Below are 25667 nucleotides of genomic sequence, written 5' to 3' on the forward strand. Positions count from 1 at the left end.
CCGTTATCTGCACGAAGGTTCCGGGGGAAGCCGCTGCCCGTCCGGGTGGGCGATACTGGAAGCATGCAGCTTCCCGGAACTTCAGGCACCCCGTCCGCAGCCACCCACCGGCCCTTCGGCAGCACTGAGGGCGTGCCCCGCCGCGTAGTGCTCCTGGGGTCCACCGGTTCCATCGGCACCCAGGCCATCGATGTGGCGGACGCCGCCCCGGACCGCTTCACCATCGTCGCCCTGGCAGCCGGCGGGTCCAACCTGGAGCTGCTCGCGCAGCAGGCCGTCCACACCCGGGCCGCCGCCGTCGGTTGCGCCCTGGCGGACAAAGACACCCTGCACAAAGCGGTGCAGGACGCCGCCCGCGATGCCGGAGTGAGCGACTACGATCCGGAGCTTTTCACCGGCCCTTCCGCCGCCACCGCCATTGCCGCCTGGCCCGAAGCCGAAGTGGTGCTCAACGGCATCACCGGTTCCATCGGCCTGGAACCCACCCTCGCGGCCCTTGCCGCCGGACACCTGCTGGCACTGGCCAACAAGGAATCCCTGATTGTCGGGGGAGAGCTGGTCAAGAAGGCCGCCGCCCCCGGACAGCTGGTCCCCGTGGACTCCGAACACTCCGCCCTGGCCCAGGCACTGCGTTCGGGCACACCGGAGGAAGTGGACCGGCTGGTGGTCACCGCCTCCGGCGGCCCGTTCCGCGGCATGAAGCGTGCGGAACTGCAAAATGTCACCCCCGGCCAGGCGCTGGCCCACCCCACCTGGAAGATGGGCCGGATGGTCACCACTAATTCGGCATCCATGGTCAACAAGGCCCTCGAAGTCATCGAGGCACACCTGCTCTTCGATATCCCGCTGGAACGGATCGACGTCGTTGTCCATCCCCAGTCAGTGGTCCATTCCATGGTCCAGTTCGTGGACGGCTCCACCATTGCCCAGGCGTCGCCCCCGGACATGCGCCTGCCGATCGCGCTGGGCATGGGCTGGCCGCACCGCGTTCCCGGAGCGGCAAAACCCTGTGACTGGACCCGGGCCGCGGAATGGACCTTCGAGCCGCTGGATGAGGAGGCCTTCCCCGCCGTCGCGCTGGCCAAGCGCACCGCGGCGGCCGGAGGAACCGGAATGGCGGTCTACAACGCCGCTAACGAGGAAGCCGTGGATGCCTTCCATGACGGTCTCATCGGATTCACAGACATCGTTGATACGATCGCCGCCGTACTGGCTGAACACACCGACACTGCGCCGCTGACGCTGGAGTCGGTCCTGGCAGCCGAGAAATGGGCCCGCACCGCCGCACGCAAACGGTGCGGACGCTAAAGCCATGACCCGCAGTTCCGCTGAACCGAAGGAAAACCGTTGACCGTTCTGCTCTTCATCCTGGGCGTCTTGTTCGTGGCGGTGGGTATCGCCGTGTCCATTGCGCTGCACGAGGTGGGCCACCTGGTGCCGGCGAAGGCCTTCAAGGTCCGGGTGACGCAGTACATGATCGGTTTCGGTCCCACTGTGTTCTCCCGGCGCCGCGGTGAAACCGAATACGGCGTCAAAGCACTGCCGCTGGGCGGTTACGTCTCGATGGTGGGCATGTACCCGCCGAACAAGGCCGACGACGCCGATGGCACCGTCCGCAGTTCAAGCACCGGCATGTTTCAGCAGCTGGCCACGGATGCCCGTGCAGCGGCCGCCGAGCAGCTTCAGCCCGGCGACGAAAACCGCATGTTCTACAACCTGCCGATCTGGAAGCGCATCATCGTCATGCTCGGCGGGCCCTTCATGAACCTGCTGATCGGCGTCGTGCTTTTCGCCGTGCTGCTCATGGGGTTCGGGACGGCCCAGAGCACCACCCGGCTCGCCGAGGTCAACCAGTGCGTGATCACCTCCGACCAAGCCGCCCAGGGACAGACGGAATGCACCGACGCGGACCCGGCCGCACCCGCCTATGAAGCGGGGCTGCTGCCCGGGGACACCATCACCGCCTTCGACGGACAGCCGGTGGACGGCTGGAACGATCTCTCAGCTCGCATCAAGGAAGCGGCCGGCCGGTCGGTGCCCGTCACCTACGTGCGCGACGGCGTGGAGCAGGACACGATGATCACGCCGCTGCTGACCAAACGTCCCGTGACGGACGACGACGGCGCCCCCGTCACCGACGACGCCGGCAACCCGGTGACCAAAGAAGTCGGATTCATCGGCGTGGCTGCCGCCACGGAACTGGTCCGGCAACCTGGTACTGAGGTCCTGCCTGCAGTGGGGGACAACCTGCGCAGCATTGCGGGTGTGGTTATCAACCTGCCGCAGCGGGTGGTGGACGTGGCACAGGCAGCATTCTCCTCGGAGGAACGTGACCCGAACGGGCCGATCAGCGTGGTGGGGGTCGGCCGCATCGCCGGTGAAATTTCAGCCCTGGAGGAAGTTCCGGTAGCCAGTAAGGTGGCCACCCTCGTTGGCCTGGTGGCCAGCGTGAACCTGGCCCTGTTCGTCTTCAACCTGATTCCGCTGCTGCCGCTGGACGGCGGCCACGTTGCCGGAGCCCTTTGGGAGGGGCTGCGCCGGCGGGTAGCGAAGCTGTTCAAGCGTCCGGACCCGGGACACTTTGACCTGGCGAAAATGCTGCCGGTCACGTACGTGGTCTTCGCCCTGCTGATGGGGATGAGCGTGCTGCTGATCTATGCGGACATCGTGAAACCGGTAAGCCTCTTCAACTAGGGTGCGCCAACCCCGGAACACCTGAGCCGGGTCGCCGGAGAATTGAATCCGAAAACGGTTGTTATTTCAATTACAACCGCATACGGTTTCAATATGTTTGTGTTGACGATCGATCAAAAGGGCAGCCGCAAAGGCCGGGACCGGGTGCCGGAGCTGCTGGAGCTGCTCGGGACGGTGCCGATGGACCGGCCTTTTGAGCGGTCGGTCGGCGATGAAGTCCAGGGCATCACCAACGATGCCGGTGCGGCGGTGGAAGCCGCCCTGCTCGCCCTGCGCAACGGCCACTGGTCTGTGGGAATCGGGGTTGGGGCGGTTGATCTGCCCCTGCCGGCCAGCACCCGGGAAGCCTCCGGCCCCGCCTTTGTGGCAGCACGCGAGGCCGTGGACCGGGCCAAGAAGACCGGCGACCGCCCGCCCCTGGCAGTCGCCGGAGCGCCGGGAGCAGCTGAGGCTGAAGCCGTATTGGTGCTGATTGGACGGCTGATTCGGGACCGCACCCCCGAGCAGTGGCGCATCCTGGAGCATGTGGAACCCGGAACCTGGGGCTCCCAGAGTGCGGCCGCCCGCAAGCTCGGGATCAGCCCGCAGTCCGTGGGGAAGACTACGGCGCGCGCCGGATGGCAGGAAGAATGGGCTGCCCGTCCGGCAGCAGCCGTGCTGCTGGCCCGTGCCGATGAACAGGCCGGTCCGGACGATCCGGCCCGCCCTACTGACCCGGCCCGAACTAACACCACGCCGGGTTCGGCAACCGGCGAAGGAGTGCTCCCGTGATGGACTTTCTGTGGGTTGTCCTGGCCCTGCTGGCAGCAGCAGCATTGGGCTGGCCGGTCACAGCCGCCGTGCTGAGGCTGGCCCGTGCCGTGGAAAATTCCGGACCGCCGTTCTCCGAAGCCGATCCGGCGGCCGATCAGAACCTCGATGCCGAACTCGTGGCCGGCAGCCGGGCAGCCCCGGGCGGAATCCGGTCCGGAGGGTCGGCAGCCGGCCCCCGGGTACGGGCAGGCAGCACCCCGGCTCCGGGTTCCGTGCTCCGCGGCGGACTGGTGATCGGTGTACTCGAACGGCTGGCCGTCGCGGGTGCCATCCTCGCCTCCGAACCGGTGGCGATCGCCTATGTGGTGGCCATCAAGGGCCTGGGACGGTATGCCGAGCTGAAGGAAACACCCGCGGCAGCCGAACGTTTCATCATCGGCACCCTGACCTCCATGCTGTGGGCTGTGGCGGTGGCCACGGCAGCGCGCGCCTTCCTGCTGTGAGAAAGGCATCCCGTAGGCTGGGCTAATGAGCATTTTCGCAGTTGAATACGTGTACGACGCCGATTCCGCCTCCATCCGCGAGGAGCACCGTCCCCGCCACCGCCAGTGGCTGTCCGGCCTGGTGGAAGAGGGCCGCGTGCTCGCATCGGGTCCGTTCGCGGACGGAGCGGGAGCGCTGCTGATTTTCACCGCCGAAGACGAGTCGGACCTGCTCTCCCTGCTCAAGCAGGACCCCTTTGCCTCAGTCGGGGCCATTTCCGGGATGAAGACCACTCAGTGGTCACCTGCAGTAGGTGCCTTCGCTCACCTTGTCTAAGCCCTGAACGATATTCGTACCCCCGGCGCCCGTCCGGGTGGATAATGGATTAGCGCGGATCCGTACCGCACTTTTGCCGAATACATGCCGATAAGGCACATGGAGGACGTTTTGACCTCGGTCAACCTTGGAATGCCAGCAGCACCGCCGCCCACCTTGGCACCGCGGCGAAAAACCCGCCAGATCAAAGTGGGCTCCGTGGGAGTCGGATCCGATTTCCCCATCAGCGTCCAGTCCATGACCACCACGCCCACCACGGACATCAACGCCACCTTGCAGCAGATCGCGGAGTTGACGGCGTCGGGCTGTGACATTGTCCGCGTTGCCTGCCCCAGTGCCGATGACGCTGCAGCGTTGCCGATCATCGCGAAGAAGTCCCAGATTCCCGTGATCGCGGACATCCACTTCCAGCCGAAGTATGTCTTTGCAGCCATCGACGCCGGTTGTGCCGCAGTACGGGTGAACCCGGGCAACATCCGCAAGTTCGATGACCAGATCAAGGAAATCGCGCAGGCAGCCAAAGACCACGGGACATCCATCCGCATCGGTGTCAACGCGGGCTCCCTGGATCCCCGTTTGCTGGCCAAGTACGGCAAGGCAACCCCCGAGGCCCTGGTCGAATCGGCAGTCTGGGAAGCGTCCCTCTTTGAGGAGCACGATTTCCACGACTTCAAGATCTCGGTCAAGCACAATGACCCGGTGGTCATGGTGCGTGCCTATGAGCTGCTGGCAGAACGCGGCGACTGGCCGCTTCACCTGGGCGTGACCGAGGCCGGTCCCGCGTTCCAGGGAACCATCAAGTCCGCAACCGCCTTCGGGGCCCTCCTGTCCAAGGGCATTGGCGACACCATCCGCGTGTCCCTGTCGGCCCCGCCGGTGGAGGAAATCAAGGTGGGCAACCAGATCCTGCAGTCGCTGAACCTGCGTCCGCGGAAGCTGGAGATTGTGTCCTGCCCCTCCTGCGGACGCGCCCAGGTGGACGTGTACACTCTCGCAGAGCAGGTCACCGCCGGACTCGAGGGCATGGAAGTTCCCCTCCGCGTCGCGGTCATGGGCTGCGTCGTCAACGGACCGGGCGAGGCCCGTGAAGCGGACCTCGGGGTGGCCTCCGGAAACGGCAAGGGCCAGATCTTTGTGAAGGGGGAAGTCATCAAGACTGTTCCCGAAGACCAGATCGTTGAGACCCTCATTGAAGAAGCTATGAAGATCGCAGAGAGCATGGGGGAGTCCGATGGCGAAAATGCTGGCACGGGTGGCCCCATGGTTACCGTCGGCTAAAACCGTGACAACTGACCGCAGCGGACGCGATGTCCGCGGCGGCAGTTCCGGTGAGCTGCGCATTCTGGGCAAGGGCGACACCGCTGCCCTCAGGGAACTTGCCGAGCAGGATCCGGTGGCCAACATTTTTATGTTGTCCCACCTTGAGGCGACGGGTACTGCAGCGCCCACGTCCGCCGGCGGGCGGATTGTGGGAGTGTTCGACGGCGGGGAACTCAGTGCCGCCTGCTGGGCGGGAGTGAACGTCGTTCCGGTGGGGGTGACGGCGGAGAACGGTCCGGAAATTGGCCAGTTCCTTGGCCGGTCCAAAAACCGTTATTCCTCCATCTTCGGTCCGGCGGAAGCAGTGTTGTCCATCTGGTCGGAACTGCAGCACTCCAGCCCCCGGCCCTTCGATGTGCGCAGCGACCAGCCTCTGCTGCAGATGACCGGAGTGTCCCAGGTGCAGCCCGCTCCCGGGCTCCGCTATAGCCAGGCTTCGGAGCTGGATGTCCTCCTGCCCGCGTGCGCTGCCATGTTCGAAGAGGAAGTGGGCTATTCACCCATCTCCGGGGGAAGCCACCACTACCGGCAGCGGGTCAAGTCCCTGATCGCGCGCGGTCAGTCCCTGGTGGACTTCGATGCCTCCGGCCGTGTGGTCTTCAAAGCCGAACTCGGCACGGTCTCCAGCAGCGCCGTTCAAATCCAGGGCGTGTGGATGAACCCCGCCTACCGCGGACAGGGACTGAGCGCACCGTACATGTCCGCCGTCGTTGAGGCAGCCCGGCAGGTGGCGCCGCTGGTCAGCCTGTATGTCAACTCATACAACGCACCGGCGCGGGCGACTTATGAAGCCGTGGGTTTCGAACAGGTTGGCACCTTCGCCACCATCCTCTTCTAATCCTCGTCGAAGTACACACCGGCGATTTCGCGTGAAGCGCATCACCACCCTAGGATCATCAGTGCACTGCCTATAAAGGTGCATTGACTATCAAGTTCCGTTGCCGGTTTGCTGGCAACGGTGCAACCCTGGGGGGAAAATGAAGAACACCATGAAAGCCGGCGCCCTGCTGCTTGCGGGGATGCTGGCTCTTTCTGCCTGCGGCAGCTCCGATGAGCCAGCTTCCGCCTCGGACTCAGAGGCGTCCGCTTCGCCGTCTCCCACGGCCACGCTGGCCGTCGGGCAGGAGCAGTACACGGCGGATGAGCTCCTGGCGGCTGTCGAAGCCGTGAACACCGCGCAGGGCGGAACCGGTGAAGTATCCGACGACGCGGCCTTCCGTGCGTACCTGACCGACCAGTCGCTGCCCGAGGACATCATGGTGACGCCCGCCGAGTGTGAGGGAATCGCGGGTTTTGCGAACTTCTTCGGCGACGTGGACCAGGCCAACCTTGCGTCCGTCAAGCTCGGTTCCGATCAGAAGCTCACGGTGGTCAGCCATCCTGAAGCCTCGGCCCTTGACGCTCAGATGCAGGACAATGACGGCCTGCTGGGCGAATGTGCCGAGTTCGAGATGGGCGACGAGGAATTCACCGCCGCCGGCACCACTGAGCGCCTCGATGTGTCCACTGGGGCACCGCAGACTCAGGCCTTCAGCCTGACGATGACTGCCGAGGGCACTACCCTGAGCGGTTTGAAGGTTTCCGCCGCAACGGGTACCACCAACATCGTTCTCACCAACAGCAACGCAGCGGACCCGGAGGAAGCTTCAGCCCAGGCCGCGGAACTCATTGACGCGGTTCTTGCGGAGCTGGAGAAGTAAAGCACCGAATAAGCCTCCCGGTAGCTTCGCAGGCAGAAGGTGCCGGAACCATCACCGCTGGCGGGGACAACCCGGGCAGCAGAATATTGGGGGATCAACCATGAATAAATCCATGAAGGCCGGAGCACTGCTTGTGGCCGGCGTTTTTGCACTTTCCGGCTGCGGCAGTTCGGACGAGGGCAGTGAGGCCGCATCCGAATCCTCGCCGTCGGCAACGCCCACTCCCACGCCAACACTGGCCGTGGGGCAGGAGCAGTACACGCCGGCTGAGCTTGAAACCGCTTTGGCCGCCATCCTGGCCGACCGGGGCATGGCGGGTGAAATCATCACCCAGCAGGACCTGGCTCCCATGCTTGAAGGTGCGCCTGATCAGCTGGCCGGGGTGGTTATCACTCCGGAGCAGTGCGATGTCCTGGCATCCGCTGACATTGCCGCCACGCTGGACAGCGCCAATATGGCCATGATCATGCTCAGCGAAACGGACACCCTCACTATTGCCAGCCACCCGAGTGCGTCCATCATGGACAAGCAGGTTCAAGACAACACCCGGCTGCTGGAGGACTGTGCGCAGTTCCAGATGGAAGCCGGCGGGCAGGTCATTAGCGCTGCGGTTGATTCGCTCGACGCGTCCACAGACGGACAGACAACCCAGGCGTTCCGAACGACTATTACCGCCGCTGAGCAGGTAACTGACACCGTTCAGGTCAGTGCAGTGTCCGGCACGACCAACGTCCAGGTCAGCATGACCGGCAATCTCACGACTGCTGCGGAGTCCGAGGAAGCAATCGCCCAGGCGGAGACGATCATTAACGAAGTGCTGGCCGAGCTGGAGAAGTAAGGGCTCCGGGCGGGGCCGCGGCCTCTGTCCGCCCGAACGGGGCCGGACCTGCGCTGCGGGTCCGGCCCCGCCGTCGTCGTCCGCTTGTCCGGCAGCGGGGGCGGCAGGCGCTAGATTAGAGGGGAGCAGTATTTCCCTCATTTGTCCCAGCATGAATGCAGCCACCGGCTGCAGAAACGGATACCCAGCGTGGTCCTTCGACTCTCCACTCTTTTCCTGCGCACCCTGCGTGAAGACCCCTCCGACGCCGACGTCGCCAGCCACCGCCTGCTGGTGCGTGCCGGTTACATCCGCCGTGCCGCTCCCGGCATCTATTCCTGGCTGCCGCTGGGCCTGCGGGTCCTGAACAAGGTCGAAACCATCATCCGCGAGGAAATGGCCGCCATCGGAGCGCAGGAAGTTCATTTCCCGGCCCTGCTGCCGCGCGAACCGTACGAAGCCACCAACCGCTGGACCGAGTACGGCGACAACCTTTTCCGGCTGCAGGACCGCAAGGGCGGGGACTACCTGCTGGCGCCCACGCACGAGGAAATGTTCGCCCTGCTGGTCAAGGACCTGTACAACTCGTACAAGGACCTGCCGGTCTCGCTGTTCCAGATCCAGAACAAATACCGCGACGAAGCCCGCCCCCGCGCCGGCCTGCTGCGCGGCCGCGAGTTCATCATGAAGGATTCCTACTCCTTCGACATTGACGACGACGGCCTGGAGGCCAGCTACCAGGCACACCGCGGCGCCTACCTCCGGATCTTCGAGCGCCTCGGCCTGGAAATCGTTGTGGTTTCCGCCGTCTCAGGCGCCATGGGCGGGTCCAAGAGCGAGGAATTCCTGCACCCGACGCCGGTTGGCGAGGACACCTACGTGCGCTCCGCCGGCGGTTATGCGGCCAACGTCGAAGCCGTCACCACCGTGTCCCCGTCCGAGATCGACTACTCCGGTGCCCCTGCCGCCCAAGTGGTGGACACCCCTGACACGCCCACCATTGAAACCCTGGTGGCTGTGGCCAACGAACGGTTTGGCCGCGAATCCGGCGAGTGGACTGCCGCCGACACCCTGAAGAACGTGGTCCTGGCCGTGACGCTGCCCACCGGCGAACGCCGGATCGTCGTCGTCGGCGTTCCCGGCGACCGCGCCGTGGACCTCAAGCGCATCGAAGCCAACATTGCCGCTCACGTTGAAATCGGCGGTGAACTGGAGGTGGAGGCCGCCACCGACGAGGACATCAAGAAGCACCCGGGTCTGGTCAAGGGCTACATCGGCCCGGGACTGTCCGTGGAGGAGCCGGTCCTTGGCACCGAGTCAGCCACCGGCCTGCTGTACCTGGTGGACCCGCGCGTGGTTTCCGGCACCAGCTGGATTACCGGCGCCAACTCCGCAGGCAAGCACGTCATCGGCCTCGTGGCCGGCCGTGACTTCACCTGGGACGGCGTCATCGAGGCCGTTGAGGTCCGCGAGGGTGACGAGGCTCCGGACGGAACCGGCCCGCTGGAAGCCGCACGCGGCATTGAAATGGGTCACATTTTCCAGCTCGGCCGCAAGTACGCTGAGGCGCTCGGCGTGAAGGTGCTGGATAAGAACGGCAAGCTGGTCACCGTGACCATGGGCTCCTACGGTGTGGGCGTCACCCGCGCCGTCGCAGCCCTGGCGGAGTCCAACCATGACGACAAGGGCATCGTCTGGCCGCGCTCAGTCGCACCGGCCGATGTCCACGTGGTGGCCACCGGGCGCGGCGAGGAAATCTTCGAAGCAGCTGCCAAGCTGTCCGAGGAACTCGAAGCCGCAGGACTGGAAGTTATCTATGACGACCGCCCCAAGGTGTCCCCGGGCGTGAAGTTCGGCGATGCGGAACTGATCGGCGTTCCGACCATCCTGGTGGTCGGCCGCGGACTTGCTGACGGCGTCGTGGAAATCAAGGACCGTGCCACCGGCAATGCCGAAAACGTTCCGGTGGCTGAAGCGGTGGAATACGTGCGCCGCGCAGCTGCACAGTAACGACGCCGCGTGGTCTCCGGTCTCGAGGAGATCCAGCTCGCCACCATCCTCCTTGTGGTGGTGGCGGGCCTTGCTGCGGGCTGGATTGACGCAGTAGTGGGAGGCGGGGGGCTGCTGCAGCTCCCCGCCCTGCTGCTGATCCCGGGAATCACCCCGGTACAGGCACTGGCAACGAACAAGATGGGCTCCATCTTCGGCACCACCACCAGCGCCATCACGTACTACCGCCGTGCCCACCCGGACCTGAAAACTGCCCTGCCCATGGCCGCCGTCGCGCTGGTCGGCAGTTTCGGGGGAGCGGCGCTGGCTGTTTCGCTGCCGTCCTCGGTGTTTAAGCCGATCATTGTCATCGCGTTGATCGCGGTGGCTGTTTTCACTGCCCTGCGGCCCACGGTGGGGGAGCTGACCAAGCTGCGGCACACCGGCCGGCGGCACTACGGAACCGCGGCCGGCATCGGCCTGGCGATCGGGTTCTACGACGGGTTGATCGGCCCGGGCACGGGTTCCTTCCTGATCATCGCCATGGTGACATTCCTGGGCTACAACTTTCTGGCGGCCAGCGCCAAGGCCAAGATCGTGAACATGGCGACGAACCTGGGAGCGCTGGCCTTCTTCCTGCCCAACGGTGCGCTGCTGTGGGGAATTGGCCTGGTCCTGGGCTTTTCCAACATGATCGGCGGCTACATCGGCGCGCGGATGGCCGTGAAACAGGGCAGCAGGTTCATCCGCATCGTGTTCCTGGTGGTGGTCAGTGCGCTGATCTGCAAGCTCGGCTATGACGTCTGGGTGGAGAACATTCGCGGCTAGGATCGGCTCGAGTGTCCCTTTGGTGCCGCTCTCAGCGGCCCGGAGCCGTACCGTCTCCACTATCGTTGGTCAGGCCGCGAGCGTGGAGGCCACCCACACCGAGCGGCCGGCGCTGTCCCGCTGTCCTGCCCGGGTGTACTCCAGGGCATTCGCCACCTCCCGGAGCACGCTCCACTGCCGGGCAACCTCAAAGTCCAGTCCGGCAGCGCTGCACAGCCGGGCGAGCCGCCGCCGCAGCGCTGCCCGGGGCTGGTCCCGGTCCAGCTCCTCCATGCGGTTCCAGAGCATCGGAGCGGCCGCAAATTCCGGCTCACCGACCATGGCCTGCGGATCGATGGCGACAAAACCACGTTCTCCGCCGGAACCGCCGTCGCGGTACAGAATGTTCTCGAAATGCAGGTCGGTATGGATCAGCACGTCATTGCTGCTGCGCCTGCCCACGGCTCCACGGGTCTGGGACACTTCCAGGGCCGCTTCCAGCAGCGGCCGGTCAAACGGCCGGCCCAGGTCTTCCCAATCAGCGGGCAGCTCGTCGGACAGCTGTTCGACGCGTTCCGCCAATGACGGAACTCCGGCCCAATAGGGGGAGTTCCCCGCCGGCAGGGACAGCTTCCGCACGAGTTGGCCCCAGACATCCACGGCGGTGTCCATATCCGTTCCGGTCAGGTCCCGCCGCTGGTTCAGTCTCTCCAGCAGGAGCGTGCCGCTGTCGGAATGGCTGGCATGCAGCCGCACCGCGCCGTGTCCGGACCATAAGCCCAGGGCTGCAGGCTCGGTGAGTGCTTCCGGGTGCGGATAGGCGGCTTTCAGGACGGCGGGACCGCAGGGAGAGGACACCGGAAGCACCAGCGCTCCGTGGCCGTGCCACGGTTCGGTTCCCGGGGGAAGATCCGAGGAGAGCTCCCAGCGCTCCATTGCCTCGGAAATCACCTGCGGAAGCCCTGAGAGCCAGTCGCGGCCGGCCCTGGAGCTGCTGTACTGCCGCCGCAGCGCAGCGGGAATGGAAACGGGCAACGTCACGGCTTCACACCGGCAGCCGGGTCGGACAAAAGAGGCGAGCTTTCTGGCATGACTACAGGCTAAGGGGTGCCGGCTGCCCGCGGCAGCCCCTCAGGCCCGGCATCGAGACCGGGCGAAGCCGGCACTGAGTCGCCCTCCATGTACAAATCCGTGCTCAGATCCGCCAGCCGGTCAATGGCCCAACCCCGGAGACTGCCCGTGCCGAGCCCGGCCAGATCGGCATAAACGGCCGGCAGGGATGCTTCCAGATCCGCCAGCGCCTCGGCAGGATCATCGCCGAACGACGCCGGCAGGGAGTATGCGGGTGCCGGGGTAAGCGCCGGCAGGCATAGTTCGGGCAGCAGCTCCACGCCCTGTTCACCGGCAGCCAGATGATCTTCGCGGACCGTAGCCAGGGTCGCACGGGAATCTGCGTCGGAAGTGCGTGCCATGGCAACCTCGTAGGCGTACGCAGCGCCGTATTCCGTGTCGACGGCACTTTGGAGGGCGCCGGCTGCATCGGGCTGGTCCTCCCGCGCGGCTTCCGGGGACTCCTTCGCGCCCGGCGAAGCAACACCGGATGGCGGCGTCGATACGCTGCCACGGCCGGCGGCATCGGAGCCTGTTGTCGCGTCAGTGCATTTGCTGCTCGCGCCGACAACTGAGGCAGGTTCCCATTCCTCGGGGGCATACAGGCCCGCAGCCTCGGCTGCACGCAGGGCCAGGACCTGCTGTGCGGCGCCGGTGGAGGCAAGCAACCGTGCGGTGCCGCCGTCGGCCCGCATCGCCGCATCCAGGCTGCTGCGGGCAGATGCCGCCAGCGCCTGCACATACGCGGCAGCAGGGTGAGCGTCCGCACCGGATACCGATCCTGCCGCCGAAACGGCGGGGGGCGGGCTGCCGCGCCGGAGGCTGCCGGTGCGCGTCAGGAGAACCGACTGCTCAGCGAGAACATCGGCCTGGCCGCTGAACTCGTCAGCCAGAGCCTTGGCCTCCCGGCGGGACAGCCCGGCCTCGGGGGAGTCCTCGGATGAGAAATCGGACAGCTCACGCGCCTGCCGGGCCAGCTCCATTGCGGTGGCACGCGCGTCGGTCTGCGCCACCTCGGAAAAACTGGCGGGGCGATCCTCTGAGGTACCGTTTCCGGCGACCATATTGAAACTGAGGACCACGGCTGCCAGGACCAGCAGAACAGTGGTACGCCTCACGCCGCCCAGGACCGCCGTCGCCCGTCCGGCGCGGCCGGCCGCGGGCGCTGTGCGGGACGGGGGCTTATTCACTACCTTCGATGATGCCATGAAACGGTCCCCCGTCTGCTGCGATGCCGTGGGGACTCAGGAAAGTCGGTACGCTAGTACGTACAACATCATCTAGTGGGAGGCACCTATGGCGGTTCGGCCCAGCCCCAAAAAAGACACGTCATCGGATTACCGCAAGAAGGCCATGCACGCAGAAATCACCGCTGAAACCCAGCGTCTCAAGAACTTCCTCGCCCCCACGGTTGAACAGCAGCAGCTTTTCCTCGAAGACATCGAGATCAAAATGGCCGGCGTCACCCGCACGGTGCACGTTATCGTGGACCTCCCCGAAGGAGAGGCCGGCGGCGTAAGCCTGGACCGGATCTCTGACGTGGCCCACGCAGTCTCCGAAGCCATGGACGCGGACCCCAACGACGACGGACGCCCCTACCACCTGGAAGTTTCCTCTCCCGGTGTGTCCCGCCCGCTGACCGAGCCGCGCCACTGGCGCCGCAACGTCGGGCGCATGGTCAGCGTGAACATTGTGGACGGCGACGACGTTATGGGCCGCCTGGTCTCAGTTGAGGACACCGGAATCACGCTGATTCCGGAACTGCCGGTCAAAAAGGGCATGAAGCCCAAGCAGGGCGCGCAGACCACTCTGCCGTTCGGCAACATCCGCAAGGGACGCGTTGAAGTCGAATTTGCGCACATAGACGACGTACCGCTGGACGGCAATGCCGACAGCGATGAAGAAACCACAGCTGAGGAGGCCTAAATGGATATTGATATGAGTGCGCTGAGGCTGCTGGAACGCGAACGGGAGATCCCCCTGGATCTGCTGATTCCGACCATCGAGCAGGCGCTTTTGGTGGCTTACCACAAGACAGCCGGGGCGCAGGACAAAGCCCGCGCAGAGCTGGACCGCAAGAATGGGCACGTCACCATTTGGGCCACGGAGCTGGACGACGACGGCGAGGCCGTGGGTGAGTTCGATGACACTCCCACCGGGTTCGGCCGCATCGCCGCAAGCACCGCACGGCAGATCATCCTGCAGCGGCTGCGCGACGTCGAAGACGACGCCATCGTGGGCGAGTTCAAGGGCCGCGAGGGAGAAATCGTCTCCGGCCAGATCCAGCAGGGCAACAACCCGCACATGATCCAGGTCAACCTGGGTTCCGTTGAGGCGCTGCTGCCTCCCACGGAGCAGGTTCCGGGCGAGAAATACACCCATGGTTCCCGGCTGCGTGCCTTTGTTGTGGACGTGCGCCGCGGCTTCAAGGGTCCGTCCATTACGCTTTCCCGTTCCCATCCGGGTCTGGTGCGCAAGCTCTTTGAGCTGGAGGTCCCCGAGATCGCCGACGGCAGCGTCGAGATTGTTGCCCTGGCCCGCGAAGCAGGCCACCGGACCAAGATCGCCGTCAAGGGACACGTCCCGGGTATTAACGCCAAGGGTGCCTGCATCGGCGAGATGGGTTCGCGGGTCCGCGCGGTCATGACCGAACTGCATGACGAGAAAATCGACATTGTGGACTTCGATGAAGATCCGGCGACCTTCATCGCCAACTCCCTCTCGCCGTCGCGCGTGAACTCCGTCACCATCACCGACGAAGACACGCGTTCGGCGCGGGTTGTTGTTCCCGACTACCAGCTGTCCCTGGCCATCGGTAAAGAAGGACAGAATGCCCGCCTGGCAGCCAAGCTGACCGGCTGGCGAATCGACATCGTTTCCGACGCCAAGAGCGCCTAAGCGCGAGGGTCTTGCGCGTGGATGCGGCACAGGGAGAGAAACGCGTTAGAATGGACAAGGCCGGGTCACCGTCCGCTTTCTTTTTGTCCCCTGCAGCCTCAGGCGCTGCAGCGCACGTCCCGAAAAGGACATGCATAGGGTGCAGGAAAACGGATGACCAGGCTGTTCTGGTGCGACTGGCAGCAGTTGGCACGGACGGCAGGATTGCCGTCCGGGTTGACGAACGCCGTCGTATGTCTGGCCGCGGGGCCTGGGTGCACCGCGGATCAGCATGCTTTGCAGCAGCGCTTCGGCGGCATGCGTTCAACCGGGCCTTTCGGGGGCCGGCTGACACGGCAGATGCGGAAGCTTGGTTCAAGGCTCTTGAGGACGCTCCGACCGGGAGTGGACTCGAAACCGTCCAACCTGAAAGCGGGTCAGAAATCTGATGGAAACCCGATGAGTACCCAGCGATGAGTGCTTTGTTGTGCTCTGTGATGGGCTTTGCTGCACCTGCAGTGGAAGCCCGCAGGAAATAGACGGTTCGTACCTGGCTCGGTGCGGACCGAGACAGGAGAAATGTGGCCAAGGTCCGCGTACACGAGCTCGCCAAAGAGCTCGGCATCACCTCGAAGGACGCAGTTGCAAAACTGCAGGAACTGGGCGAATTCGTCCGTTCCGCCTCATCAACGATTGAGGCACCCGTAGTCAAGAAGCTTCGCGGCGCTTTCCCGGCGTCCGCATCAAAGCCCGAATCCAAGCCGGCCGAGAAGGCCGGAACACCCGGCCCCCGCCCGTCAGCAGCACCCGCTGCTCCGGCACCGGCCGCACCCGCTCCGGCACCCTCTGCGCCTGCACCTGCTGCATCCGCACCGGCTGCTCCGGCTCCCGCTGCACCGGCCCCCGCCGAAGCAGCTGCTCCCGCAGCCCCGGCACCGGCCGCTCCCGCAGCATCAGCTCCCGCAGCAGACACCGCTGCCGCTCCGTCGCCGGGCGCCAAGCCCGGTGCACGTCCGGGCCCCAAGGCTCCGGAGGCTGAAAAGCCTGCCGCTTCCAGCGACAGCGGACGCAGCAACGCGCCCCGTCCGGGCGCTCCGCGTCCGGCAGCACGGCCGGGCAACAACCCGTTTGCAACCTCCCAGGGCATGCCGCGCCCCCGTGGCCGCGGCGAGAACGAGCGTGGTTCGGGCGCACCGCGTCCGGGTAACAACCCGTTTGCTCCGTCCCAGGGCATGCCCCGTCCGGGCCGCCGTGACGAGAACACCGAGCGTCCTGCAGCAGCAGGCGCCGGCGGTCCCCGTCCCGCAGCCGGTTCCGGTGGTCCCCGTCCGGGCGCACCGCGTCCGGGTGCACCCCGTCCGGGCGCCCCGCGTCCGGCATCGGCACGTCCTGCAGGCCCCGGCGGCCCCCGTCCCACTCCGGGCATGATGCCCAACCGCACCGAGCGTCCGGCAGCCCCGGCACGCGGCGGTGCCGGTGGCGGACCCCGCAGGGGACCGGGCGGCGCTCCGGGCGGAGCTCCCGGTGCAGGCGGCGGCGCACCCGTTGGCGGCGGCTTCGGTAAGGGCGGCCGCGGACGCGGCGGCACTGCCGGTGCTTTCGGCAAGGGCGGCGCAGGTCGCGGCAAGCAGCGCAAGTCGAAGCGGGCAAAGCGGCAGGAACTGGAGCAGATGTCAGCTCCGTCGCTGGGCGGCGTTTCAGTACCCCGCGGTGACGGCAACACTGTTGTCCGTCTGCGCCGCGGCGCGTCCATCACGGACTTCGCCGACAAGATTGAGGCCAACCCGGCAGCACTCGTGACCGTACTGTTCCACCTCGGTGAAATGGCAACGGCCACGCAGTCCCTGGACGAGGAGACCTTCGGTGTCCTGGGTTCGGAACTGGGCTACAAGATCCAGGTTGTCTCGCCGGAAGACGAAGAGCGCGAACTGCTGAGCACGTTCGACATCGACTTCGACGCCGAGCTTGAAGCCGAAGGCGACGACCAGCTGGAAGCACGTCCTCCGGTAGTCACCATCATGGGTCACGTTGACCACGGTAAGACCCGCCTGCTGGATGCCATCCGCAACACCAAGGTTGTTGAAGGTGAAGCCGGCGGCATCACCCAGCACATCGGTGCCTACCAGATCCAGTTCGATCACGAGGGCACCACGCGTCCGATCACCTTCATTGACACCCCGGGCCACGAGGCGTTCACCGCCATGCGTGCACGAGGTGCCAAGGTAACCGACATCGCGGTCCTGGTTGTCGCAGCCGATGACGGCGTCATGCCGCAGACGATTGAAGCGCTGAACCACGCCCAGGCAGCAGATGTGCCGATCGTGGTCGCAGTGAACAAGATCGACAAGGAAGGCGCCAACCCGGAGAAGGTCCGCGGCCAGCTGACCGAATACGGACTGGTTCCCGAAGAATACGGTGGCGACACCATGTTCGTGGAGGTCTCTGCACGCCAGAACCTCAACATTGACGCCCTGCTCGAGGCCGTGCTGCTCACCGCGGACGCTGCCCTGGACATGCGCGCCAACCCGAACAAGGACGCCCGCGGTATCGCGATCGAAGCCAACCTGGACAAGGGCCGCGGTGCAGTTGCAACCGTCCTGGTCCAGTCCGGAACACTGAAGGTCGGCGACACGATCGTTGCCGGAACGGCCCACGGCCGCGTCCGCGCCATGTTCGACGAGAACGGCGCAAACGTTACCGAAGCCGGACCTTCCCGTCCGGTCCAGGTGCTGGGTCTGTCCAACGTTCCCCGTGCCGGTGACACGTTCTTCGTTACCGACGACGAGCGCACCGCCCGCCAGATCGCTGAGAAGCGTGAAGCTGCGGACCGCAACGCCGCGCTGGCCAAGCGCCGCAAGCGCATCAGCCTCGAGGACTTCGACCAGGCCGTCGCCGACGGCAAGGTTGACACCCTTAACCTCATCCTCAAGGGTGACGTTTCCGGTGCCGTGGAAGCCCTGGAAGACTCGCTGCTCAAGATCGACGTTGGCGAAGGCGTGCAGCTGCGCGTCATCCACCGCGGCGTCGGTGCCATCACGCAGAACGACGTCAACCTGGCGACGGTGGACAACGCCGTCATCATTGGCTTCAACGTCAAGCCGGCCGAGCGCGTTGCCGACCTGGCCGAGCGTGAAGGCGTGGACATGCGCTTCTACTCCGTCATCTACGCAGCAATCGATGACATTGAGCTTGCACTCAAGGGCATGCTCAAGCCGGAGTACGAAGAGGTTCAGCTCGGTACCGCCGAGGTCCGCGAAGTGTTCCGCTCCTCCAAGTTCGGAAACATTGCCGGCTCGATCGTCCGCTCCGGTGTTATCCGGCGCAACGCCAAGGCACGGGTCACCCGCGACGGCAAGGTTATCGGTGACAACCTCACCGTTGACTCGCTCAAGCGGTTCAAGGACGACGCCACCGAGGTCCGCACGGACTTCGAGTGTGGTATCGGCCTCGGCTCGTTCAACGACGTCAAGGAAGGCGACATCATCGAAACCTTCGAAATGCGGGAGAAGCCGCGCGTCTAGCAGTAACCCGGTGGGGCCGTCGGTATTCCGGCGGCCCCGCCCCCGGCGGTTGGGCCGGCACCACGGTGCCGGCCTCCGCTGAGGCCTGTCGGCCCGGCCCGCTGGTATCCCGGCGCCCTGACCGACACCTGACGTACACGATGAGCCGGCCTGCGCCGTCGTCGTGTGCGATCCCAAGAATCAGAGTTAAGGAGAGGTAATGGCAGATCCAGCACGCGCTGCAAAGCTCGCTGACCGAATCAAGGTTGTGGTTGCCCAGGCGCTGGAACGGCGGATCAAGGATCCCCGGCTGGGGTTTGTGACCCTCACCGACGCCCGCGTCACCAATGACCTGCAGCATGCGACGTTGTACTACACCGTTTTTGGTGACGAAGCGCAGCAGGCAGACACCAAGGCAGCACTGGAGTCCGCCCGCGGCGTCCTGCGCGCCGAGGTTGGCAAGAACATTACCGTGCGCCTGACGCCCACGCTGGAATTCGTCCCCGACGAGATTCCCGTGAATGCCAGCCACCTGGAAGAACTGATCCGTGCCGCCAAGGCCCGCGATGCAGAGCTCGAAGCCCTCAAGAAGGGCGCCACCTACGCCGGTGACGCTGATCCGTACCGCAAGGACGAGGACTTCGACGAGGAAGAGGACGAAGCCGACGAGGAAACTCCGGCCGGCTCCGACGCCAAGTAGTTCTTTGCAGTGAAATGAAGTGAAGAGGGCGGTTCCCCTGCGGGGGAACCGCCCTCTTCGTGTCTGTCTGCGGTTCTACTGGTCTTCCTGCTCCTCATCCAGCGTGTCAGCGTCCAGCGAGTCAGCAACGGATCCGTGGTGGCCGTGGTGGCCGTGGTGGCCGCGACCGCCGCCGCAGTTGTCCTCGAAGCCAATGCGGATAATTCGTCCAGCCGGGGGACCCGGGTCAACGGGTGGTTCAACGACAGGCGGCTCCTCAGCTTCCGGCTCCTGAACCCCGCCGGGGGGAAGCGCATTCACCGAGGCGTAGAGAGCGCCGTCATGAAGCTCCAGGGCTGCGGGCTGGTTCACTTCATAGAAGAGCTCCGGAGTGTCGGATCCGGCGGGCACCACCGAAATCCGGTTGCCCAGCAGCTCGGCGACGAAAAGATCGCCCTGGTTGTTCACTGCCAGTCCCGTTGCCCCTGCGAATCCGGTGGCTACCAGTTCTGACTCGCCGCTGCGTTCGTTCACCCTGAACACGGACCCGTTGTTCAGCCCGCCGCCCCCGGGCAGCGATGTCACATACAGATAGCCGTCCGGACCTCGTTCGACGTCGGTCGGTACCGGTTCCAAGTTGTAGGTGAGTCCCGCGGTGCACTGCGGCAGGCCGAGCCCTTCCGCTATCTCCGCGGTCAGGACGAGGGGAATCGGAGGCAACACTGCAACCGTTGAGATGCCGCCGTTGCGGTCCACCCGAATCAGGGAGTTCATGCCGGCGTCAGCAACGATCACACCGCGGCGCACCGGGAGGGAAGCGTAAGGGTTGGAATCCTCCAGCCCTGTATAGGACACCGGAATGCCTGCGGGTATCTGTGCAGCGCAAGCCGCATCGATGCTGTCGAATCCGTAGTGGTTGACGCTGTCAGGGTTCTGCGAAAACTCATAGCCGGCGATGTCTGCGACGGTCCTAATGTTGCCGTTCCGATCGACCGACTTCAGCGCGGACATGTTCTGTGCAGGATCGTTCGTGGCGGCGCCGATGACCGTGGTGTAGTAGGTGATGCCGCGCTGCTTCGATGACTTGGATACTGCCCCGAAAGAATAGCCGGAGCCGGGCTCCGCGGCATCAAGGATTTCGGTGGTGCCGTCAGGCATGATTCGGGTGAGCAGCCCGGCGAAATCCTGGGTTACATCCAGTGTTCCTCTCTTACCGACGGCAAAGCTCAGGGGAGTGAGCAGTCCTTCGGCGACGGTTGTGACCTCTCCGGCGACGGGAGCGGCCGGGGCCGGCGGTTTGGGGTGGTGCCCTCCTCCGGCGGAAGCCGGCGAGGCAACGAGTCCCAGAGCCGCTACTGCGGCCAGGGAGGCAAGGGCGGGCGATGATTTCTTCACGGTGATCTCCTCAGCATTGGTCAGGTGCAATGCGAGACTTTCCCCGAGGCCTCCGCGGTTCCCAGCCACGCCCCCGGCCGAGGCATTCACAGCCTAAGTCCGGCTGGTTGGCAGGTAAACATCAGGATGAAGGGATTTTGCCCCTCCGGACGGAGACGAGTATTTGGTCCGTAAAAGCGGCGGCCGCTACTCCAGCGGACGGGATGGAAGGCGCTCGAGTCCGGCGACCAGCTCACCGCTGTCGCCGCACAGTGCAATCCGGATCCAGCCCTCGCCGATGGAACCAAACGCTGTGCCCGGTGCCACGGCAACGCCCCGCTCGGCGAGAAACTTCTGCGTCCAGGACCGCACGTCGCCGCCGGTGGCATGGGAGACGTCGGCCCAGAGGTAGAACGCACCCTGTGCCTTCAGGTAGGGAATTCCCTTGCCGTCCAGCACTGCCGCGGCGGCGTCACGGTTGGCCCGGTAGTGCGCCGCTGCCTCCGTGACGTAGTCCTGCGGGCCGGTGAGCGCGGAGAGCGCTGCGTACTGCGACGGCGAGGCCACGCAGGACACGATCGACTCCATGACCGTGCTCATCTGCTTCTCCAGGCCGGCCGGCGTGATCAGGGCGCCGATCCGCAGTCCGGTCAGGCCGTAGGTCTTGGAGAGCGTCACGGACACAATGACGCGTTCCCCGCCGGCGATGGCCGGGGAACCAGCCCCTCCGCCGTCGTACTTCAGCGGGCTGACGTGCGGCACGTCGTAGGTGAAGGCCTCGTAGCACTCGTCGGAAAGGATCCACAGGTCCCGCCGCCGGGCCAGCAGGACCAGTTCCTGCACCAGGTCCTCGCTAAAGACGGCGCCCAGCGGATTGGACGGTGAGTTCAGCAGCAGGACCCGGGTCCGCGGGGTAATCAGTGCCTCAATGTCCGCGATCCGCGGCTGGAAGTCATGCTCGGGATAGAGCGGATACTCCACCGGAACGGCGTGCAGCAGCTCTGCGGTCATAGCGAAGGTCGGGTAACCGGGATTGGGAATCAGGATCTCATCCCCGGCGTCCAGAAGCATGCTCATCGCCAAATGCAGGCCCTGCTGCGCCCCGGACGTCACGAAGGCCCGCCCGGGGGCTACCTCCACCCCGTTCTGCCGGCCGGCCCGCTCGGCAAACGCTGCACGCAGGGGCATGATGCCGGCATTGGGCGTATAACCGGTCTCGTCCCGGGCCAGGGTGGCCCCGGCAGCTTCGAGGATGTGTGCGGGAGTGGGGAAACCCGGCTCACCGATGCTCAGCACAATCGAATTCGGCTGGGCCCAGGCTGACTGCGTGATCTCACGGATCTGGTTGGGCGGAGCGTTGCGGACGTGGGGCGAGAGCTCAGGCATATCCGCATCGTATCGTTCCCTTGACCTCCGGGGAGCCGCTTCCGGGCGGAGCACGGTCAGGAACCGCCGGCCAAGGCCGCATATACTGAAAGGCGTGAATTCCGGGCAGGTCCGTTCAGGGCTGATTATTGTGGACAAGCCGCAGGGATGGACCAGCCACGATGTGGTTGGCCGCCTGCGGAAACTAGCGGGAACCCGAAAAGTGGGGCATGCGGGGACACTGGACCCCATGGCTACCGGAGTGCTGGTGGTGGGCATCAATAAGGCCACCCGGCTGCTGACCTACATCGTGGGCACCTCCAAGACCTATGAAGCCACGATCCGCCTGGGCCAGTCCACCGTTACGGACGATGCCGAGGGCGAGATTACCGCGGAAACCATTGCCGCCGCGGTCACTGACGAAGACATTATGGCTGCCGTCGCGGACCTGACCGGGGATATCCAGCAGGTTCCCAGCAGCGTCAGCGCCATCAAGGTCAACGGAGAGCGTTCCTACGCCAAGGTGCGTGCAGGCGGAGAAGTGAACCTGCCCGCCCGGCCGGTGACCGTGTCCCGCTTTGAGGTCCACGACATCCGGCGGGAAAGCGGCGGACGGCTGCGCGACGTCGACGTCACCGTTGATTGTTCCTCCGGCACCTACATCCGCGCCCTGGCACGCGACCTTGGCGCCGCCCTCGGCGTCGGCGGGCATCTGACCGCACTGCGCCGCACCTGCGTGGGCCCGTACAGCCTGGACCAGGCCGCCACGCTGGAGCAGCTCGCCTCTGATCTGCAGGTACTGGACCTCGACGACGCCGCCCGGGCACTGTTCCCGGTCCGTGAGCTGAGTGCCGAAGAGGCCCTTGACCTGTCCCACGGACGCCGGATCCCGCCGTCCGAGATCGCAGGAATCGATGCCGGCACCCCGGTCGCGGCGTTTGCGCCGTCCGGGACCCTTGTTGGCCTGCTGGAAAACAGGGGTCAGGCGGGCGCAGCCTTCCCGGCAGCTTATGCCAAGGCACTGCTGGTTTTCGCACCGGGGAACGAGGCAGTCTAAGTGGTTGTCGATCCGCTGTTCATTGTGGGCACCATCGTGTGCCTGGTGTCCGTAGTGCTGTGCATAGGTGCAGCAATTCTCAAACACGGCCCCAACGACCTCACCATTCTGTCCGCCGCAGCCGTGGAGTTGTTTCTGCTTGTCTACGGAGTGGCTGCCATCATCCGCCAGGTCGGCGGGGAGGGCGTAGCCGGAGAGGTGTGGGAATTCTGGGGATACCTCTTCACCGCTCTGCTTATTCCCGTAGGAGCAGTGTGGTGGTCACTCATGGACCGCAGCCGCTGGTCCAACCTGGTCCTTGGTGCCGTGGGCATCACCGTATTTGTCATGCTGTTCCGGATGGAGCAGATTTGGGACGGAGTAATCCCCGCATGAAAACGAACAAGCCCGAGAACGGCAGCGCTGCAGCGGAAACAGAACAGCCGGGTGCCCGCAACGCCGGACCCGGCCGCCTGCTGGTAGCCGTTTACGCTGTCTTTGCGCTGTCCTCCACCGCACGCGCCGTCTTCCAGATTGCCACCAAGTTTGACCAGGCGCCGGTGGCGTACCTCCTGTCCGCCTTCGCTGCCGTTGTCTACATCGTCGCAACGGTGGGGCTGGCGAAATCCGGATCCGGCTCCTACAAGGTTTCCGTTGCCGCCGTGGGCATTGAAATGGTGGGGGTGCTGGCCGTAGGCATCTTCGGACTGGTGGACCCGGCCGCACTGCCCGATGACACTGTCTGGTCCGGCTTCGGTGCGGGTTACGGCTACGTTCCGCTGATCCTTCCCGTGCTGGGCCTTTGGTGGCTGTACCGCCACCGCGCGGATGCCGCCGTCCGCCCCTGATCCGGGTCCGGCTGAAACCCGCAGGCCGGGTGCCCGCTGACGCGGGGTGATGCGTGAGACGATGGCAGGAGAATGTGTTCCTTCACCTTTTCCATTCCTTCAGGGGGAAAAATGAGCAACCCGGCTTCGACACCAGGCGACCGCCAAGAGGGAAACGGCCCCTCACAACCTGCTCAGGCTCCCGCAGCCCAGCCGGCAGGCCAGCAGTCCCCGGTTCAGCCCGCCGCAGCGGGACGGAAGCCCCATGTGCCGGCCACCGGCCAGACGGCGCGGCCCACCGAGAAGCTGCAGGTTCCGCCTGCCGGAAAGCGCACGGGGACCTCCTCCGCTTCCGGTGGACGGGACGCGGCCAAGTCCAAGAACAAGCCGTACAAAAGCAGTGACGACTGGGGTGTTTTCCGGGCCGTGGTGATTGGGGTCGGGATCCTCGTTGCCGGCGTCGGCGTCTATTACCTGGTCACGGGAACGGCAGGCGTAGCGGACACCGGCGGGGGAGAGGTCAATGCCTCCCTGGAGTCCCAGTTCCGCTTCTTCTCGGCCATGATGGTGGGCGTTGGCGCCGCCTTCATCGCCATAGCCGTAAAGTTCCAGTGGGCCAACATGCTGTGGCTGGTCTGCCTGATGGTCTTCCTCGGCGGCATTGGGCGTGTGCTGTCCTGGGCGTTCAGCGGAACCCCGCACTTCACCATGATCATCCTGATGATCCTGGAACTGGCCTTCCCGCCTGCACTGCTGGTTTGGCACCGTTTCATCGCCAAGACGAGCGAACTCAAGCGCGAGTACAGCGAAGGCGGAGCAGCCCGCGGGAGCGCGGCGTCCGCCGGCGGGGCGCAGAGCTGATTCTTTTTCGGCAATAATGGAGACGTCCGGTGCGGCGAAGAGTTGTGCCGGACGTTTTTCGCGGCTGCTGCCGCGCCCCGATCCGTCAGTTTAAAAAGGAGTTTGCGTGCACTACTGGAATGGCCTGGCCGAGGTTCCTGCCGGGATCGGTCCGACAGTAGTCACCATCGGCAACTTCGACGGCGTCCACTTGGGGCATCAGCATGTCCTGGACCGGCTGGTGAAGGTGGCCCGCGAAAAGGGTGCCGCAGCCGTTGCTATCTCCTTCGATCCGCATCCGGCACAGGTGCATCGCCCCGAAACGGCTCCCGAACTGATCATGGGCCCGCTGGACCGCCGCGAGGCACTGGCGGCCACCGGCCTGGACGGGCTGCTGATGCTGCATTACAACCTGCAGCTGGCTTCCCTGACCCCCGAGGAATTTGTCCGGCAGGTCTTTGTGGACGGACTGCAGGTGTGTGCCGTCGTCATTGGCCACGACGTACGCTTTGGGCGCGGCAATTCCGGTGACCTCGAGACGATGCGCCGGCTGGGGAAGGAACTGGGCTTTGACGTCCAGGCTGTGGAGGACTTCGGTGCCCTGCCCGACGGTCCTGCAGCGTCCGGCGGCCGGCGGTGCTCCTCCACCTGGATCCGTGAAGCCCTGCGCAGCGGCGACGTGCGCACGGCGTCCCGCCTGCTCGGCCGCACCCACCGCATGCGCGGCGAAGTCGTCCACGGCGCTGCCCGCGGCCGCGAACTCGGGTTCCCGACCGCAAACCTGGCTCCTGAATCCACCGGTCTCATTCCCGCAGACGGCATCTATGCCGGGTGGCTGGTGGACGAAGCGGGCACGCGCTGGCCCGCAGCCATCTCCGTTGGGTCCAACCCCACCTTCGACGGTGTGAGCCGGCAGGTGGAAGCCCACGTGATTGACCGCCCCGACGAAAAGATCACTGATTTTGATCTGTACGGACAGCATGTGGTGGTGGAATTCGTGGAACGGCTCCGCGGCATGGTGGCATATACCGGCCCCGAAGCACTGATTGAGCAGATGCGCCTTGACGTGGCGCGCACCAGGGCGGTGCTTTCGACAGATAGCAGCGGGGACAGGTAAACTGGAATCAAATTCGGCTGCGGTCCGTGGCGGCTGAATTTCT

25 protein-coding genes are annotated in these 25667 nt (G+C 65.3%); 21 read left to right on the forward strand and 4 right to left on the reverse strand.

The features are described from left to right. Window positions 1–63: 63 nt before the first annotated feature. The 11 genes from dxr (at window position 64) to KG104_RS06015 (ending at window position 10920) form a co-directional block, all read left to right on the forward strand. Window positions 64–1308 (forward strand): 1-deoxy-D-xylulose-5-phosphate reductoisomerase, encoded by a 1245-nt coding sequence (gene dxr / locus KG104_RS05965; RefSeq protein ID WP_207347556.1) that lies wholly within the window; start codon window positions 64–66, stop codon window positions 1306–1308. Window positions 1309–1347: 39 nt separating this feature from the next. Then, window positions 1348–2694, forward strand: a complete 1347-nt coding sequence (locus KG104_RS05970; RefSeq protein WP_207347557.1) for a M50 family metallopeptidase — start codon at window positions 1348–1350, stop codon at window positions 2692–2694. 93 nt (window positions 2695–2787) lie between these two features. Then, window positions 2788–3465 (forward strand): MarR family transcriptional regulator, encoded by a 678-nt coding sequence (locus KG104_RS05975; protein WP_237687001.1) that lies wholly within the window; start codon window positions 2788–2790, stop codon window positions 3463–3465. Next, window positions 3465–3950 carry a hypothetical protein gene (locus KG104_RS05980; protein ID WP_104055367.1) on the forward strand — a complete coding sequence of 162 codons (486 nt, stop codon included), beginning with the start codon at window positions 3465–3467 and terminating at the stop codon, window positions 3948–3950. Before KG104_RS05975 ends, KG104_RS05980 begins: the two co-directional genes overlap by 1 nt. A gap of 25 nt (window positions 3951–3975) precedes the next feature. Next, window positions 3976–4266 carry a YciI family protein gene (locus KG104_RS05985; RefSeq protein WP_104055368.1) on the forward strand — a complete coding sequence of 97 codons (291 nt, stop codon included), beginning with the start codon at window positions 3976–3978 and terminating at the stop codon, window positions 4264–4266. A gap of 111 nt (window positions 4267–4377) precedes the next feature. Further along, window positions 4378–5544 carry a flavodoxin-dependent (E)-4-hydroxy-3-methylbut-2-enyl-diphosphate synthase gene (gene ispG, locus KG104_RS05990; protein ID WP_104055583.1) on the forward strand — a complete coding sequence of 389 codons (1167 nt, stop codon included), beginning with the start codon at window positions 4378–4380 and terminating at the stop codon, window positions 5542–5544. Window positions 5545–5548: 4 nt separating this feature from the next. Then, on the forward strand, window positions 5549–6424 hold the full coding sequence (locus tag KG104_RS05995; protein WP_307858994.1) for a GNAT family N-acetyltransferase: 876 nt from the start codon (window positions 5549–5551) through the stop codon (window positions 6422–6424). A 139-nt stretch (window positions 6425–6563) separates the two neighbouring features. Then, window positions 6564–7286: a hypothetical protein gene (locus KG104_RS06000; RefSeq protein WP_207347558.1), complete on the forward strand. Its 723-nt coding sequence runs from the start codon at window positions 6564–6566 to the stop codon at window positions 7284–7286. Window positions 7287–7386: 100 nt separating this feature from the next. Then, the gene (locus KG104_RS06005; protein ID WP_207347559.1) at window positions 7387–8124 is read left to right on the forward strand and encodes a hypothetical protein; all 738 of its coding nucleotides are present in this window, start codon (window positions 7387–7389) and stop codon (window positions 8122–8124) included. A 189-nt stretch (window positions 8125–8313) separates the two neighbouring features. Then, complete coding sequence (locus KG104_RS06010; protein WP_104104575.1) at window positions 8314–10113, forward strand: proline--tRNA ligase; 1800 nt, start codon at window positions 8314–8316, stop codon at window positions 10111–10113. Window positions 10114–10122: 9 nt separating this feature from the next. Then, window positions 10123–10920: a sulfite exporter TauE/SafE family protein gene (locus KG104_RS06015; RefSeq protein WP_207347560.1), complete on the forward strand. Its 798-nt coding sequence runs from the start codon at window positions 10123–10125 to the stop codon at window positions 10918–10920. A 69-nt stretch (window positions 10921–10989) separates the two neighbouring features. Here the strand turns inward: KG104_RS06015 and KG104_RS06020 are convergent, their stop codons facing one another. Next, on the reverse strand, window positions 10990–11940 hold the full coding sequence (locus tag KG104_RS06020; RefSeq protein ID WP_207347561.1) for an aminoglycoside phosphotransferase family protein: 951 nt from the start codon (window positions 11938–11940) through the stop codon (window positions 10990–10992). 59 nt (window positions 11941–11999) lie between these two features. After that, on the reverse strand, window positions 12000–13217 hold the full coding sequence (locus KG104_RS06025; protein WP_207347562.1) for a DUF4439 domain-containing protein: 1218 nt from the start codon (window positions 13215–13217) through the stop codon (window positions 12000–12002). Between the two features lie 88 nt (window positions 13218–13305). Between KG104_RS06025 and KG104_RS06030 the strand changes: the two genes are divergently transcribed. From KG104_RS06030 to rbfA, 5 genes are all read left to right on the forward strand, one after another. Then, window positions 13306–13935 carry a ribosome maturation factor RimP gene (locus KG104_RS06030; protein ID WP_104055376.1) on the forward strand — a complete coding sequence of 210 codons (630 nt, stop codon included), beginning with the start codon at window positions 13306–13308 and terminating at the stop codon, window positions 13933–13935. Then, window positions 13936–14907 carry a transcription termination factor NusA gene (gene nusA / locus KG104_RS06035; protein WP_104055377.1) on the forward strand — a complete coding sequence of 324 codons (972 nt, stop codon included), beginning with the start codon at window positions 13936–13938 and terminating at the stop codon, window positions 14905–14907. A gap of 50 nt (window positions 14908–14957) precedes the next feature. Continuing rightward, window positions 14958–15335, forward strand: a complete 378-nt coding sequence (locus tag KG104_RS06040) for a YlxR family protein (protein WP_104055378.1) — start codon at window positions 14958–14960, stop codon at window positions 15333–15335. 132 nt (window positions 15336–15467) lie between these two features. Then, complete coding sequence (gene infB / locus KG104_RS06045) at window positions 15468–18407, forward strand: translation initiation factor IF-2 (RefSeq protein ID WP_207347563.1); 2940 nt, start codon at window positions 15468–15470, stop codon at window positions 18405–18407. Between the two features lie 199 nt (window positions 18408–18606). Then, window positions 18607–19086, forward strand: coding sequence for a 30S ribosome-binding factor RbfA (gene rbfA / locus KG104_RS06050; protein ID WP_104055380.1), 480 nt, complete (start codon window positions 18607–18609; stop codon window positions 19084–19086). Between the two features lie 75 nt (window positions 19087–19161). On the opposite strand, the gene KG104_RS06055 is transcribed toward rbfA, so the two are convergent. Continuing rightward, window positions 19162–20460, reverse strand: coding sequence for a ScyD/ScyE family protein (locus tag KG104_RS06055; RefSeq protein ID WP_207347564.1), 1299 nt, complete (start codon window positions 20458–20460; stop codon window positions 19162–19164). Window positions 20461–20646: 186 nt separating this feature from the next. Then, entirely contained in the window at window positions 20647–21825 is a 1179-nt protein-coding gene (locus KG104_RS06060) for a pyridoxal phosphate-dependent aminotransferase (RefSeq protein ID WP_207347565.1), read from the reverse strand. Window positions 21826–21919: 94 nt separating this feature from the next. Between KG104_RS06060 and truB the strand changes: the two genes are divergently transcribed. The 5 genes from truB (at window position 21920) to KG104_RS06085 (ending at window position 25624) form a co-directional block, all read left to right on the forward strand. After that, window positions 21920–22861 (forward strand): tRNA pseudouridine(55) synthase TruB, encoded by a 942-nt coding sequence (gene truB / locus KG104_RS06065; protein WP_237688679.1) that lies wholly within the window; start codon window positions 21920–21922, stop codon window positions 22859–22861. A 36-nt stretch (window positions 22862–22897) separates the two neighbouring features. Beyond that, entirely contained in the window at window positions 22898–23236 is a 339-nt protein-coding gene (locus tag KG104_RS06070; protein ID WP_372434156.1) for a hypothetical protein, read from the forward strand. Continuing rightward, on the forward strand, window positions 23233–23688 hold the full coding sequence (locus KG104_RS06075) for a hypothetical protein (protein WP_104055384.1): 456 nt from the start codon (window positions 23233–23235) through the stop codon (window positions 23686–23688). The genes KG104_RS06070 and KG104_RS06075 overlap by 4 nt, the downstream gene beginning before the upstream one ends. 111 nt (window positions 23689–23799) lie before the next feature. Beyond that, a complete protein-coding gene (locus KG104_RS06080) occupies window positions 23800–24528 on the forward strand; it encodes a DUF4345 domain-containing protein (protein ID WP_181032384.1) in 729 nt (242 codons plus the stop codon). A 106-nt stretch (window positions 24529–24634) separates the two neighbouring features. Continuing rightward, the gene (locus tag KG104_RS06085) at window positions 24635–25624 is read left to right on the forward strand and encodes a bifunctional riboflavin kinase/FAD synthetase (RefSeq protein ID WP_104055386.1); all 990 of its coding nucleotides are present in this window, start codon (window positions 24635–24637) and stop codon (window positions 25622–25624) included. The last annotated feature ends 43 nt before the right edge of the window (window positions 25625–25667 follow it).

This window comes from Arthrobacter sunyaminii (genome assembly GCF_018866305.1).
In the GTDB taxonomy this organism is placed as follows: domain Bacteria; phylum Actinomycetota; class Actinomycetes; order Actinomycetales; family Micrococcaceae; genus Arthrobacter_B; species Arthrobacter_B sunyaminii.